The organism is Roseateles sp. P4_D2 (genome assembly GCF_056401875.1).
Genome location: NZ_JBFUIM010000004.1, coordinates 206,626 through 220,616 on the forward strand (window position 1 = coordinate 206,626; position 13,991 = coordinate 220,616).

Annotated in this window: 10 protein-coding genes; 7 read left to right on the plus strand and 3 right to left on the minus strand. The window is 67.5% G+C overall.

Annotation, left to right across the window (positions count from 1 at the left end):
- Positions 1 to 2,574, minus strand: coding sequence for a cyanophycin synthetase (gene cphA / locus AC1DW0_RS09020; protein ID WP_056205172.1), 2,574 nt, complete (start codon positions 2,572 to 2,574; stop codon positions 1 to 3).
- Positions 2,575 to 2,588: 14 nt separating this feature from the next.
- Positions 2,589 to 4,763, minus strand: coding sequence for a cyanophycin synthetase (locus AC1DW0_RS09025; protein WP_056205168.1), 2,175 nt, complete (start codon positions 4,761 to 4,763; stop codon positions 2,589 to 2,591).
- Positions 4,764 to 4,864: 101 nt separating this feature from the next.
- Here AC1DW0_RS09025 and AC1DW0_RS09030 point away from each other — a divergent pair, with 101 nt between their 5' ends.
- Genes AC1DW0_RS09030 through AC1DW0_RS09040 form a run of 3 tightly spaced genes read left to right on the plus strand, consistent with a single transcriptional unit; the run spans position 4,865 to position 8,072 of the window.
- Positions 4,865 to 7,111 carry a cyanophycin metabolism-associated ABC transporter gene (locus AC1DW0_RS09030; protein WP_056205165.1) on the plus strand — a complete coding sequence of 749 codons (2,247 nt, stop codon included), beginning with the start codon at positions 4,865 to 4,867 and terminating at the stop codon, positions 7,109 to 7,111.
- A complete protein-coding gene (locus AC1DW0_RS09035; RefSeq protein WP_056205161.1) occupies positions 7,104 to 7,598 on the plus strand; it encodes a RidA family protein in 495 nt (164 codons plus the stop codon). The genes AC1DW0_RS09030 and AC1DW0_RS09035 overlap by 8 nt, the downstream gene beginning before the upstream one ends.
- The gene (locus AC1DW0_RS09040; RefSeq protein ID WP_056205159.1) at positions 7,599 to 8,072 is read left to right on the plus strand and encodes a cyanophycin metabolism-associated DUF1854 family protein; all 474 of its coding nucleotides are present in this window, start codon (positions 7,599 to 7,601) and stop codon (positions 8,070 to 8,072) included.
- Positions 8,073 to 8,123: 51 nt separating this feature from the next.
- Here the strand turns inward: AC1DW0_RS09040 and bfr are convergent, their stop codons facing one another.
- Positions 8,124 to 8,600, minus strand: a complete 477-nt coding sequence (gene bfr / locus AC1DW0_RS09045; RefSeq protein WP_056205148.1) for a bacterioferritin — start codon at positions 8,598 to 8,600, stop codon at positions 8,124 to 8,126.
- Between the two features lie 106 nt (positions 8,601 to 8,706).
- Here bfr and AC1DW0_RS09050 point away from each other — a divergent pair, with 106 nt between their 5' ends.
- The 4 genes from AC1DW0_RS09050 to AC1DW0_RS09065 all read left to right on the plus strand — a co-directional run bounded on the left by AC1DW0_RS09050 (position 8,707) and on the right by AC1DW0_RS09065 (position 13,989).
- Positions 8,707 to 8,928, plus strand: a complete 222-nt coding sequence (locus tag AC1DW0_RS09050; protein WP_082533065.1) for a (2Fe-2S)-binding protein — start codon at positions 8,707 to 8,709, stop codon at positions 8,926 to 8,928.
- A 124-nt stretch (positions 8,929 to 9,052) separates the two neighbouring features.
- Positions 9,053 to 9,268 carry a cold-shock protein gene (locus tag AC1DW0_RS09055; RefSeq protein WP_056205145.1) on the plus strand — a complete coding sequence of 72 codons (216 nt, stop codon included), beginning with the start codon at positions 9,053 to 9,055 and terminating at the stop codon, positions 9,266 to 9,268.
- Positions 9,269 to 9,354: 86 nt separating this feature from the next.
- Positions 9,355 to 11,646 (plus strand): YgiQ family radical SAM protein, encoded by a 2,292-nt coding sequence (locus AC1DW0_RS09060; protein WP_056205142.1) that lies wholly within the window; start codon positions 9,355 to 9,357, stop codon positions 11,644 to 11,646.
- A 129-nt stretch (positions 11,647 to 11,775) separates the two neighbouring features.
- Complete coding sequence (locus AC1DW0_RS09065; protein WP_056205140.1) at positions 11,776 to 13,989, plus strand: putative bifunctional diguanylate cyclase/phosphodiesterase; 2,214 nt, start codon at positions 11,776 to 11,778, stop codon at positions 13,987 to 13,989.
- Positions 13,990 to 13,991: the final 2 nt, after the last annotated feature.

Here is a 13,991-nt window from a genome sequence, read left to right on the forward strand (position 1 = left end):
TCAGCCGGCGGCAATGCGCTGGGCCAGATGGGCCAGCGCCTCTTCCACCTGATCCACCAGCACCAGGCAGAGGTCGCCCGGCTGCAGGCGTTCCAGTGCACGGTCGATGGCCGTGAACTCACCGACGATCTCCTCGACATGCCGGGTGCGCGACGCGCCTTCCAGCCCGGCACGCAGCAGGGCCACGACCTCGCCGGCCGCGCGGCCGCGCTGGCAGGCGTCTTCGTAGAGGATGACCTCGTCGAAGGCGCCGCCGAGGATCTCGGTCTGCACGCGGATGTCCTCGTCGCGGCGGTCACCAGCGCCGCTGATGACGACGCTGCGGGTCTTGGCCGGCAATGCCGCGACGGCACCGACCAGGGCCTTCATCGCGTCGCCGTTGTGGCCGTAGTCGGCGATGACGGTGGCGCCGCGGTAGTCCATGACGTTGAAGCGGCCCGGCGCGTTGTCGGCGTCATTGGCGAAGCTGGCCACGCCGCGGCGGATGGTGTCCCAGTCCAGGCCCACGGCCCAGGCCGCGGCCACCGAAGCCATCGCGTTCTCGACCTGGAAGCCGATGAGGCCGCCACGCGTGATGGGGATGTCGCGCAGCGGGATGCTCTCGCGCCAGACGCCCTGGGCCGCAATGAGCTGGTCGCCGTCCACATAGACGCAGCGCTTGCCCTGGGCGCGGTGGGTTGCCATCAGCGGGTGGTGGCGGTCGGCGGCGAAATAGATGACCTGGCCGGGGCAGACCGAGCTCATGCTGGCCGTCAGCGGGTCGGTGGCGTTCAGCACCGCGTAGCCGTTGGGCGCGACGTTCTGCACGATGACGCGCTTGACCAGCACCAGGTCTTCCGCCGTGTGCAGGAAGTTCATGCCGAGGTGGTCGCCCGCGCCGACGTTGGTGACCACGGCGACCTGGCAGCGGTCGAAGCCCAGGCCTTCACGCAGGATGCCGCCGCGGGCGGTCTCCAGCACGGCGGCCTCCACGTCCGGGTGCATCAGCACATTGCGGGCGCTTTTGGGGCCGGAGCAGTCGCCGCTGTCGATCTGGCGGCCATCGACATACACGCCGTCGGTGTTGGTCATGCCGACCTTGAGGCCGCAGCTGGCAAACAAGTGCGCGATCAGCCGCGTGACGGTGGTCTTGCCATTCGTGCCGGTGACGGCGACGACGGGGATGCGCCCGTCCTCGGCCATGCCGCCCGATTTGTTGCCGGTGCCGAACAGATGGCCGACGATGCCCTCGCCGACATTGCGGCCCTTGCCATAGCTGGGGCTCAGGTGCATGCGCAGGCCCGGTGCCGCGTTGACCTCGACGATGCCGCCGTTGATCTCTTCGAGCGGCCGCAGCACGCTCTCGGCGACGACGTCGACGCCGCAGACGTGCAGGCCGACGACCTGGGCCGCGGCAATAGCGCGTGCAGCCACCTCCGGGTGGACGTCGTCCGTCACGTCCGTGGCGGTGCCGCCGGTGGACAGGTTGGCGTTGTTGCGCAGGATGACGCGCTGACCCTTGTCGGGCACCGACTCCGGCGCCAGGCCCTGCTGGGTCAGGCGCGCGACGGCGATGTCGTCGAAGCGGATCTTGGTCAGCGACGTCGCGTGGCCGTCACCGCGGCGCGGGTCGGAATTGACCTTGTCGACCAACTGCTTGACCGTGTGCACGCCGTCGCCGATGACGTGCGGCGGATCGCGTCGCGCCGCGGCGATCAGCTTGTCGCCGATGACGAGCAGCCGGTAGTCGGAGCCAGGCAGGAACTTCTCGACCATGACGGGGCCGATCTCGTCGGCCGCCTTGTAGGCAGCCTCAAGCCCCAGGCGTGTCGTCACGTTGACGGTCACGCCCTTGCCCTGGTTGCCGTCCTGCGGCTTGACGACGACGGGCAGGCCGATCTCCTGGGCCACGGCCCAGGCATCGTCCACCGAGTCGACCGGCCGGCCGATGGGCACCGGCACGCCGGCGGCCTGCAGCAACCGCTTGCACAGGTCCTTGTCCTGGGCGATGGACTCGCTGACCGCGCTGGTGGCGTCGACCTCGGCGGCCCAGATGCGGCGCTGCTTGGCGCCCCAGCCGAACTGCACCAGGCTGCCTTGCGTGAGGCGGCGGTAGGGAATGCCGCGCGCCAGGGCCGCATTGACGATGGAGCCGGTGGAGGGGCCGAGGCGGATGTCCTCGTCGAGCTCGCGCAACCGGGCCAGCGTCGCGTCGGCATCGAACTCGCCACCGTTCAGCGCAGCGAGCACGAGCTTGAGCGCCTGCTCGAAGGCCAGCCGGCCGACGTCTTCCTCGCTGTACTCGATGACGATCTGGTAGGTGCCGGCCTCGGGCGTGACATGGGTCTGGCTGAAAGTCACCGGGCAGCCGGCCTGGGCCTGCAGGGCCAGCGTGGCCTGCTCGAGCACCTGGGCCAGCGAGGCGTCTCTGCGCAGCTCGCCGACTGAGGGAAAGAGCTGGCGCAACCGCGGCTCGAAGCCGGGCAGGCGCTCGAGCGAGCGCTCGGACTCGTTGCAATGCACGACGGCTTCGATGGCCGTGTGGCGGCTCCACATGTTCGGGCCGCGCAGCGCGCGGGTGCGGGAAACGTCCATGAGTCGTGTTCTTTTCAGGCGAGGTGCAGGTTGGGCACGAAGGTGTCGAGCCCGGCGGCGATCAGCTCGGGCGAGATGCCCAGGGCCCAGGCGGCGGCGACGGCGGCAAGTAGCGTCGAGGCATCGATGGCCTGGTCGCCAAAGCGGCGCAGCAGGGCCTCGATGTTGGCGCCCGGCGTCTCGGCCGGGCCATGGGCCAGTACGGCGGCGCCGCCGCGCAGGAAGACGGCGCGTCCACCGCGGTCGCGGTGGTGCTGCAGGGCCTCGAGGCTGCCGTCCTCCGCGTAGAAGACGACCTCGCCGTCGCTCAGCTCGGCCATGTCCACCAGGCGCGGGTGGGCGGCATTGAGCACGCTGGCGCCGTCGCTGAGCACGACGTCGATCTGGGTGCGCAGCACCTTGTAGAGCTGGTCGATGTCCTGCACGTCGAACTCCGCCAGCGCGGCGATGCCGTCCAGATCGGTGACGACGCCGACGGCGGCGCGGTCATAGGCCAGGCCATCGCGCAGGATGGAGGCAGCATCGTTCTCGATGACGACGGCGTTGACGCCGCGGTTCATCAGGAGGCGGTGAGCGGCGTCCCAGCGGGCGCTGTCGCGCTTCTCGACGCGGCGCGTGCCCAGGAAGAGGCCGTCACGGCAGGCCAGGCCGACATGGCGGCCGTTCAGGTGCAGCAGCCAGGCGACCAGGCGCGTGATCTGGCGCCCGCCGCGCGAGCCAGCCACGCCGACGATGGGGATGCGGCCGGTCTCGTCCTCGGCGAAGAGGTGGTCGATGATGGCCTGGCCGACGGGCTGCGGCGCGCCTCCGGCGGGCTTGAGGTGCATCAGCAGACCCGGGCCGGCGTTCACTTCGACGATGGCGCCGCCGGTCTCGGACAGCGGCTTGGAGATGTCCTCGGTGACGAGGTCGACGCCGGCGATGTCCAGGCCCACGGTGCGGGCGGCGAGCGACACGGCATGCGCCACCTCGGGGTGGACCTCGGGCGTGCAGTCGATGGACACGTTGCCATTGCGCTGGATCAGCACGGCCTTGCCGGCCGCGGGCACGGCCTCGGGCGACATGCCCTGGCGTTGCAGGTCCAGCAGCAGGGCGGTGTCTTCGTGCACGCGGATGCGGTTGAGCGGGAAGTCCTCGCTCAGGCCGCGGCGCGGATCGGTGTTGATCTGGCTTTCGACCAGTTGCTCCACGGTCTGGCGGCCGTCGCCGTGCACCCAGGCGGCTTCGCCGCGCGCGGCCGCCACCACCTGGCCGCCCACGACGAGCACGCGGTGCTCATTGCCGGGGATGTAGCGCTCCACGAGCACCGAGGAGCCGTGGCGGGCCGCCAGCGCGAAGGCGGCCTCGCAGTCGGCCTCGGTCGCGATGTCCAGGGAGACGCCGCGGCCATGGTTGCCGTCGCTGGGCTTGACGACAACGGGCAGGCCGGTGTCCTGTGCCACCGTCCAGGCCTCGGCGGCGGTCTTGACCTCCTGGCCTTCCGGCACGGGCACGCCCACGGCCTTCAGCAGCGTCTTGGTCAGGTCCTTGTCGCTGGCGATGCCTTCGGCAATGGCGCTGGTCATGTCGGTCTCGGCCGTCCAGATGCGGCGCTGGCGCGCGCCGTGGCCGAGCTGCACCAGGTTGCCGTCGTTCAGGCGGATGTGGGGGATGCGGCGGTCCGTGGCCGCGGCGACGATGGCCGCCGTGGAGGGGCCCAGGTAGCAGTCGTCCAGCTTGTCGCGCACGCGGGCCACCGCGGCGGGCGCGTCGAAGGGCTGGTCGTTGATGACGGCCATGATCAAGGCATGACCCTCGGCCAGGGCCGCGCGGGCGACCTGCTCGTCACGCGCCCGGAACACCATGCGGTAGACGCCGCGCTGGCTGGTGGAGCGGGTCTGGCCGAAGCCGGTCGGCATGCCGGCCAGGTTGAGCAGCTCGATGACGATGTGCTCCAGCACATGGCCGCACCAGGTGCCTTCGGTCAGCCGTTCCAGGAAACCGCCGCGCTCACCGACGCCGCAGTGGTGCTCGACGAGGTTGGGCAGGGCGGCCGTCAACCGCTCGTTGAAGCCCGGCAACACATGGCTGGGGTGGTCTTCCAGCTCGCCGAGGTCCAGCCAGACCTCCAGCACCGGCCGGTAGGTCCACATATTGGGCCCGCGCAGGTAATTGATGCGCAGCAGGCGGATGTCGTTCTTCTGGCTCATGGAGCGTATCGAGTAAGGGGTTGTGCGCGGTGCAATCGCGTGGAATTGTGCGCTGAACTCATGGCGGAGAATCGCCGCAGCCCGTAAGAGCCAACAACAACATGCAAGACCTTCCTCCCGCTGCAGTGCTTCATCCCCAAACAGCCGTCCTTCAGGGGCGGCTCATGGCTGGCGAGAACGTGGTGGCCCTGCTGGAGGTTGACCTGGATGCCCAGGGCCACTTCGCGCAAGGGCTGATCGCGCTGACGAATTCACGCCTGCTGGCCCTCGATCCCACCAGCGCCAGCTGGGTCGAACACACGCTGGTGCCGGGCTTGAGCCTCAAGCTCAGTGACCATGGCGGCCTGGCCTTCATGGAGCTGTTTGACGCCGACCGGCGCCTGGCGCGCTGGCGCTTCACGCTGGCCTGCAATCCGGCGGCGGTGCGCTTTGCCGACGCCTTCGGCCGCGAGGTGCAGCGCCTTTCGGGCCATGTCGTGCTCGAAGAGGCCGATGACGGCGAGGACTCGACCTTCGATTTCGGCGAGGCCAGCAAACCGCCGAGCACCTGGGTGCTGCTGCGGCTGTGGCGCTTTGCGCGGCCCTACCGGGGCCAGCTCTTGCTGGGCTTCTCGCTCATGCTCGGCTCGATTGGCGCAACCCTGGTGGCGCCTTACCTGAGCATGCCGCTGATGGACAGGGTGCTGATCCCGTTCCAGAACGGCCAGTCGATCGACACCAGGCTGGTCGGGTCGCTGCTGGGCGGCCTGCTGGGTGCGGCGTTGTTCTCGTGGTTGCTGGGCTGGGCCAAGACCTATCTGCTGGCGCTGGTGTCCGAGCGCATTGCCGCCGATCTGCGCACGGCGACCTTCGACCATCTGCTCGGCCTGTCGCTCGAGTACTTCGGCAACAAGCGCACCGGCGACCTGATGGCGCGCATCGGCTCCGAGACCGACCGTATCAGCGTGTTCCTGAGCCTGCACGCGCTGGACTTCATCACCGATGTGCTGATGCTGCTGATGATCTCGGCGATCCTGTTCAACATCCACCCGGGCCTGGCGCTGGCCACCCTGGTGCCCTTGCCCTTCATCGCCTGGATGATTCATCTGGTGCGAGACCGGCTGCGCACCGGCTTCGAGAAGATCGACCGCGTCTGGGGCGAGGTCACCAACATCCTGGCCGACACCATCCCGGGCATCCGCGTCGTCAAGGCCTTTGCCCAGGAGAGGCGCGAGGCGCAACGCTTTCGGGAGGCCAACGCCAAGAACCTGGTCGTGAACGACCGCCTCAACAAGACCTGGAGCCTGTTCGGCCCCACGGTCTCGCTGCTGACCGAGATGGGCCTGCTCGTCGTCTGGGGTGTCGGCATCTGGCTGATCTCGCACCAGAGCATCACGGTCGGCACGCTGACAGCCTTCCTGGCCTACATCGGCCGCTTCTATGGCCGGCTGGATTCGATGAGCCGCATCGTCTCGGTCACGCAGAAGGCCGCGGCGGGCTCCAAGCGCATCTTCGACATCCTGGACCACGTCTCCAACGTGCCCGACCCGGTCAACCCCCAGCCCTTCGAGAACGTGACCGGCGCGATTTCGATGCAGGGCCTGGACTTCCGCTACGGTTCGCGCTCGGTCATCCGCAACCTGAACCTCGACATCCGCCCCGGCGAGATGGTCGGCCTCGTGGGCCACAGCGGCTCGGGCAAGAGCACGCTCGTCAACCTGATCTGCCGCTTCTATGACGTGACCGAGGGCGCCATCAAGGTCGATGGCGTGGACCTGCGGCGCATCAGGGTGACCGACTACCGCCGCCACATCGGCCTCGTGCTGCAGGAGCCCTTCCTGTTCTTCGGCACCATCGCCGAGAACATCGCCTACGGCAAGCCGGAGGCCACGCGCGACGAGATCGTCGCAGCCGCGCGCGCCGCGCATGCTCACGAGTTCATCCTGCGGTTGCCGCATGGCTATGACAGCCTCGTCGGCGAGCGCGGCCAGGGCCTGTCAGGCGGCGAGCGCCAGCGCATCTCCATCGCCCGGGCGCTGCTGATCGATCCGGCCATCCTCATCCTCGACGAAGCGACCTCAGCCGTGGACACCGAGACCGAGAAGGAGATCCAGCGCGCGCTGGACAACCTCGTCAAGGGCCGCACCACCATCGCCATCGCCCACCGTCTGTCCACGCTGCGCAAGGCCGACCGCCTCGTTGTCATGGACCGCGGCGAGATCGTCGAGCTGGGCCCGCACGACGAACTGATCGCCCGCCAGGGCCACTATTGGCGCCTCTGGGAAGCTCAGGTCCGCCGCGTGGACCAGGAAGACCTGGAGGAACATGCCGTGACCCCCAACCCCAGCGCCCACACCACCGATGCTTGATACCGCCCTGCACGACCGTGACCGCGAGCTGGATGCCGCCAGCGCGGAACACGGCTTCGACCCCGCCGTTCCCCTGCAGATTGGCGGGCGCTACAGCCCGCTGGTGCGTGACGGCCGAACCCTCTACCTGAGTGGCCAGATCCCGCGCATCGGTGACCATGTTGCCGTGGCCGGCGTCGTCGGCGCTGAGGTCAGCCTGGAGCGCGCCAAGCGTGCCGCGGCCATCTGCGTGCTGCGAGCGCTGACCTTGCTGCGCCAGGAGCTCGGCAGCCTGGATCGGCTGCAGGCCGTGGTCAGGATGACCGTCTTCGTGCATTGCGACGCCGGCTTCACCCAGCACAGCGAAGTGGCCGACGGTGCCTCCGACCTGGTCTGGCGCGTGCTGGGCACGGCTGGTGCCCACACGCGCACCTCGGTCGGCGTGCTGCAGCTGCCCAAGAACGCGGCGGTCGAACTCGACCTGATCGCGACCTCCGCGGAGTCCTGAATGTCCACACTGCCCTTCCGCGACCTGCATCTGGACGCCCTTGGCCGGTTGCTGCTGACCGATCTGAACGGCGACAGCCATGTCGGTGTCACGCCGGTACGTGCCCACCCGATCTCGGCACCGGACGAGGGCCTGTCCCTGGTCGGCTCGCACGGCCATGAACTGGCCTGGGTGGAGCGCCTGTCGGCCCTGCCCGAGGGGCCGCGCCGGTTGCTAGAGGCCGAACTGGCCGCCCGCGAATTCCATCCGACGCTCAAGCGCCTGATTTCGGTCAACACCTTTGCCACGCCCAGCACCTGGCGCATCGAGACCGACCGCGGCGAGGTCGACTTCGTGCTCAAGAGCGAGGAAGACATCCGCCGCCTGGAAGAGGGCCGCCTGCTGATCACGTCCACCCATGGCGTGCAGTTGCAGGTGCCGGATCGCTGGGCGCTGGACAAGCATTCCAAGCGGCTGCTGGAACGCTTCCTCTGAGACAAGAAAAAGCCGCCTGCAAGAGGCGGCTCGGCGCGAGGGTGAGGGTGCTCAGCTGGGCTCGCTCATCTGCGACTGCAGATAGTTCTGTTCACCGACGGTGGTGACCAGCTCCAGCTGGGTTTCGAGGTGGTCGATGTGTTCCTCGGTGTCGTCGAGGATTTGCACGAAGATCTCGCGGGACACGTAGTCGCGCACCTGCTCGCAGTAGGCGACGGCTTCCTTCAGGTGGACGTGCGAGGCCTTTTCGATGATCAGGTCGCAGCTCATGGTCTCGACGGCGTTCTCGCCGATGTAGAGCTTGCCGAGGTCCTGCAGGTTGGGCAGGCCGTCCAGCGTCAGCACGCGCTCGATGAGCTTGTCGGCGTGCTTCATCTCCTCGATGGACTCCTCGTACTCGTGCTTGGCCATCTTCAGCAGGCCCCAATTCTTCAGCATGCGGGCGTGCAGGAAGTACTGGTTGATGGCCGTCAGCTCCAGCTTCAGCTGGGCGTTGAGGTGGGCGATGACTTGGGGGTCGCCTTTCATGGGGAGCTCCGGATCGTGAAATTAAGCCGCAGTATCCCCAGTGAAAGCCCCACGGCAAAACCGCTCTTTCTGCAAATGAGACCGATTCGCATTAGACTTCGCACCCATGATTGTTTGTGTCTGCCACCGAGTCTCTGATCGCGACATCGCGATTGCCGCCTCCAGCGGCTGCCCGGATTTCGAGGCCCTGCAGGATGACCTGCGCGTGGCCACGGCCTGCGGCGCCTGCCGGGACTGCGCCTGTGCGGTTTTCGAGGAAAGTCGTGTCGAAGGCGCCGCTCCGCGGGGACGCGGCATGGTGGTCGTCCCGATCCGACTGGCGGCATGAACTAGAATGCTCCCCGGCGCCGACATCCGGCGCCTTTTTGTTGGTCTGATTTCCTGAACGTCGTTGTGAATTCCGCAGCCGATCTGGGGCGGGCCACGCAGCACGACAACAGTAAGGAAATTCCATGAGCACCCTCCAAACCGGCACTGTCAAATGGTTTGACGACGGCAAGGGCTTCGGCTTCATCACGCCGGCCGACGGCAGCAAGGACCTGTTCGCCCACCACAGCGAAATCAAGAACAACGGCGGCTTCCGCACGTTGGCTGAAGGCGCCCAGGTCGAATTCGAAGTGAAGCAGGGCCCCAAGGGCCTGCAAGCAGCAAACATCCGTTCGCTGTAATCCCTCACGGCTTTGGCCGTTGAGTCAAGCCCGCGCCCTGCGCGGGCTTTGTGCTTTCTGGGTCCGCCGTCGACAATCCACCTCTTATGTCTGCCTTGCCCGTCACTGCCCCGAAGGCCCTGACCGCTTACCGCCCGTTCTGGGCCAAGCGTTTCGGCCCCGCACCCTTCCTGCCCATGAGCCGGGCGGAGATGGAGCAGCTCGGCTGGGATTCCTGCGACATCATCATCGTCACCGGCGACGCCTACGTCGACCACGCCAGCTTCGGCATGGCCGTCATCGGCCGCACGCTAGAGGCGCAGGGCTTTCGCGTCGGCATCATTGCCCAGCCGGACTGGAACAGCGCCGACGCCTTCAAGGCCCTGGGCAAACCCAATCTGTTCTTCGGCGTCGCGGCCGGCAACATGGATTCGATGATCAACCGCTACACGGCTGATCGAAAAATCCGCAGCGACGACGCCTACACGCCCGGTGGCGAGGGCGGCAAGCGCCCCGATCGCGCGACCCTGGTCTACACCCAACGCTGCCAGGAAGCCTTCAAGGACGTGCCCATCGTCATCGGTGGCATCGAGGCCTCGCTGCGTCGCATCGCCCACTATGACTACTGGCAGGACAAGGTCCGCCGCTCCGTCCTCGTGGACAGCAAGGCCGACCTGCTGGTCTACGGCAACGCCGAACGCGCCATCATCGAGATCGCCCACCGCCTGGCGCGCCGCGAGCCCATCGAGAGCCTGACCGATGTGCGCGGCACCGCCTTCATGCGCCGCGATGACGACCCGACGGCCGAAGGCTGGTTCGAGCTCGACTCGACCGAGGTGGACCGTCCCGGCCGCATTGACGAGCTGATCAGCCCCTACCAGATCGTCGAAGAGAACAAGGCCTGCGCGTCCAACGACGCGCCCGATGGGGCGAAGCCCATCACCATCCACAAGACCGGCCGCATCACCATGCCGCCGCGCGACCACACGGTGGTCCGCCTGCCGGCCTACGAGAAGGTCAAGAGCGACCCGGTGCTCTACGCTCACGCCAACCGCGTGCTGCACCTGGAAACCAACCCCGGCAACGCTCGCGCCCTGGTGCAGCGCCATGGCGAGCGCGACCTGTGGATCAACCCGCCGCCCATCCCGCTGACGACGCCGGAGATGGACCACGTCTTCGACCTGCCTTACGCGCGCAGCCCGCACCCGAGTTATGCGGACGAGAAGGGCGGCCACGACGGCGCGACCAAGATCCCGGCCTGGGAAATGATCCGCTTCAGCGTGAACATCATGCGCGGCTGCTTCGGCGGCTGCACCTTCTGCTCCATCACCGAGCACGAGGGCCGCATCATCCAGAGCCGCTCGGAAGACTCCGTGATCCGCGAGATCGAGGAGATGCGCGACAAGGTCAAGGGCTTCACCGGCATCGTGTCGGACCTGGGCGGCCCGACGGCCAACATGTACCGCATCGGCTGCAAGAGCCCCGAGATCGAGGCCGCCTGCCGCAAGCCCAGCTGCGTCTACCCGGGCATCTGCCCGAACCTGAACACCAGCCACGACCCGCTGATCAAGATGTACCGCCGCGCGCGTGCGCTGCCGGGCGTCAAGAAGATCCTGATCGGCTCGGGCCTGCGCTACGACCTGGCCGTGCAGTCGCCCGAGTACGTGAAGGAGCTCGTCACGCATCACGTCGGCGGGTATCTCAAGATCGCGCCCGAGCACACCGAGAACGGGCCGCTGTCCAAGATGATGAAGCCGGGCATCGGCAGCTACGACCGTTTCAAGCAGATGTTCGAAGCGGCGAGTGCCGCAGCCGGCAAGAAGCAGTACCTGATCCCTTACTTCATCGCCGCCCACCCCGGTACCAGTGACGAGGACATGATGAACCTCGCCGTCTGGCTGAAGAAGAACGGCTTTCGCGCCGACCAGGTGCAGACCTTCTATCCCAGCCCGATGGCCACGGCCACGGCCATGTACCACTCGGGCAAGAACCCGCTCAAGGGCATCAGCCGTGACGAGACGCGCGGCGAGAGCGTGGACATCGTGCGCGGCGAGCGCCGCCGCCGCCTGCACAAGGCCTTCCTGCGCTATCACGACGCCAACAACTGGCCGCTGCTGCGCGAGGCGCTCAAGGCCATGGGCCGGGCCGACCTGATCGGCAACGGCAAGCACCACCTGATCCCGACCTATCAGCCCATCACCGACGGCAGCTACGAAAGCGCGCGGCGCAAGAACTCGACCGGCGTCACACCGGCGGCCAAACCAGCAAGTGCGGCGCCGATGAAGCCGGCCACCCCGCGCAAGGGCCAGCTCTTGACCCAGCACACTGGCCTGCCGCCGCGCGTGACCGGCGCAAGTCGTAACAGCGCGCCGCGTCCGGGCAAACCCGCAAAACGTTGAGGCGATTCGCAGGACTTTTGCCCCTGCTTTTCGTGACTACAAGGCCGAGGATGCCGTACGCTTGCGGCTACTTGACGAGTAGGAGCCGCGGCCGCGCCGTGATGCCCCAGCCCCGGAGCCCTCGCCCCCATGCAAGAAACGCCCGCCGTTGACGACGACCTGCTCGAGCTGCTCGACGACCCCGAGCACGCTGAAGGCGAGCATCGCCCGCAAGACCGGCCCTGGCGCATCCTCATCGTTGACGACGACGGTGACGTCCACAAGGCCACCGAACTGGCCATGCAGGGCCTGACCGTCGAAGGCCAGCCCCTCGTCTTCCTGCACGCCTCTTCCGCCGCCCAGGCCCGCCAGTTGCTGGCCAGCGAGGACGACCTCGCCGTCGTGCTGCTCGACGTCGTCATGGAGAGCGAAGACGCCGGGCTGCAACTGGTGCGCCATATCCGCGATGAGCTGTGTCTGAACGCCCTGCGCATCGTGCTGCGCACCGGCCAGCCCGGCTATGCGCCCGAAATCGAGACGGTGCAGGCCTATGACATCAACGACTACAAGACCAAGTCGGAGCTGACCCGCACGCGGCTGTACACGGTGCTGACGGCCGCGGTGCGCTCCTACCGCCAGATCTGCGCGCTGGAAGCCAACCGCCGCGGCCTGGAGATGATCGTCGAGAGCAGCACGTCCCTCTCGCGCATGCGGGGCCTCTCGCGCTTTGCCGAAGGCGTCGTCACCCAGCTCTGCGCGCTGCTCGGTATCCTGCCCGAGGGCTTGGTCTGTGCTCAGGTCAGCGGCGAAACCGGCGACGAAGTCCGCATCGTCGCGGCCGCCGGCCAGTACAGCGGCCTCATCGACCGGCCGCTGGCCCAGGTCAAGATCGCTACCGTGCGGGACCGCCTGGAGCGCTGCCTGCAGCAGGAACGCAACCTCTACGACGACGGCACGGTCCTCTATTTCGGCATGGGCAAGGGCCGTGCGATGGCGGCGCTCGTGGATGTCGGCCGCGAGCTCGACGAGCTCGACCAGCAGCTGCTGCGCGCCTTCTGCTCCAACATCTCGGTCGGTTTCGAGAACGTGGTGCTGTACAGCCAGCTGCTGGACCAGGCCTACAACGACCCGCTGCTGCGCCTGCCCAACCGCAACCGTTTCGTCGAGCTGCTCGACAAGAACCTGAAGGATCCGTCCGGCGTCACGCTCGCGCTGATCGACATCGACGATTTCTCCGACATCAACGATGCCTTCGGCCACCACTTCGGCGACCAGGTGCTGCAGGCCGTCGTGCACCGCATGAGCGAGACGCTGGGCCTGAACACTGCGATGGCCCGCGTTGGCGCCGACACCTTTGGCGTGCTGGGCGAGCATGCCAAGGTCTGCCCCGAGACCGTGAACAGCGTCTTCGCCGACCCCTTCATCGTTGCCGGCGAGCGCCTGCAGCTGTCCGCCACCACGGGCCTCGTGCGCCTGGGTGAATCCAAGGCCGTCGGCTCCGAACTGCTGCTCGATGCCCAGATCGCGCTCAAGCGCGCCAAGCAGCAGCAGCGCGGCTCATCTCAGTACTTCTCTGCCGCCATGGGCAGCGACGCGCGCGAGCGCTTCAAGCTGCTCAAGGGCCTGCGGACCGGCTTCGAGGAAAGCCAGCTCTTCGTCGTCTACCAGCCCCAGGTCGAGCTGAGCAGCAGCCGCATCGTCGGTGCCGAGGCCCTGCTGCGCTGGAAGACGCTGGATGGTCGTTTCATCCCGCCCGACCAGTTCATTCCGCTGGCCGAGCAGAGCGGCCTCATCATTCCCATCGGCGAGTTCGTCATGCGCACCTCCTGCGCCCAGCTGAAGAAGATGCAGGCCCTGGGCCATGCCGACTTCCGCATGGCCGTCAACGTGTCCATGGCGCAGTTCCGCCACCCCGGCTTCATCGACATGCTGGGCCGCGCGCTGCAGGACTGCGGCGTCGCCGGCCAGAACATCGAGCTCGAAATCACCGAGTCCATGGCCATGGAAGACGCCGACCTCGTGCTGCGTGTGCTGGCCGACATCAAGCAGCTCGGCTTCAGCGTCGCCATCGACGACTTCGGCACCGGCTTCTCATCTTTAAGCCAGCTGCGCCAGCTGCAGGTCGACCGCCTCAAGATCGACCGCGCCTTTGTGCAGGAGGCGCAGGCCTCGTCCGCCGGCTCGACGATCGCCCAGATGGTCATCAACCTCGGCCGCGGCCTGGGCCTGACCGTCATCGCCGAAGGCATCGAGACCGAGGAGCAGCGCCAGTACCTGATCGGCCTGGGCTGCCATGAGGGTCAAGGCTGGCTGTTCGCCCGGCCCATGCCCGCGGACCAACTTGAAGTTTGGATGAACCGCTGAGA

Coding starts and splice junctions, on each gene's coding strand:
- cphA (WP_056205172.1), bottom strand. CDS start 2,574: ATGGACGTTTCCCGCACCCGCGCGCTGCGCGGCCCGAACATGTGGAGC.
- AC1DW0_RS09025 (WP_056205168.1), bottom strand. CDS start 4,763: ATGAGCCAGAAGAACGACATCCGCCTGCTGCGCATCAATTACCTGCGC.
- AC1DW0_RS09030 (WP_056205165.1), top strand. CDS start 4,865: ATGCAAGACCTTCCTCCCGCTGCAGTGCTTCATCCCCAAACAGCCGTC.
- AC1DW0_RS09035 (WP_056205161.1), top strand. CDS start 7,104: ATGCTTGATACCGCCCTGCACGACCGTGACCGCGAGCTGGATGCCGCC.
- AC1DW0_RS09040 (WP_056205159.1), top strand. CDS start 7,599: ATGTCCACACTGCCCTTCCGCGACCTGCATCTGGACGCCCTTGGCCGG.
- bfr (WP_056205148.1), bottom strand. CDS start 8,600: ATGAAAGGCGACCCCCAAGTCATCGCCCACCTCAACGCCCAGCTGAAG.
- AC1DW0_RS09050 (WP_082533065.1), top strand. CDS start 8,707: ATGATTGTTTGTGTCTGCCACCGAGTCTCTGATCGCGACATCGCGATT.
- AC1DW0_RS09055 (WP_056205145.1), top strand. CDS start 9,053: ATGAGCACCCTCCAAACCGGCACTGTCAAATGGTTTGACGACGGCAAG.
- AC1DW0_RS09060 (WP_056205142.1), top strand. CDS start 9,355: ATGTCTGCCTTGCCCGTCACTGCCCCGAAGGCCCTGACCGCTTACCGC.
- AC1DW0_RS09065 (WP_056205140.1), top strand. CDS start 11,776: ATGCAAGAAACGCCCGCCGTTGACGACGACCTGCTCGAGCTGCTCGAC.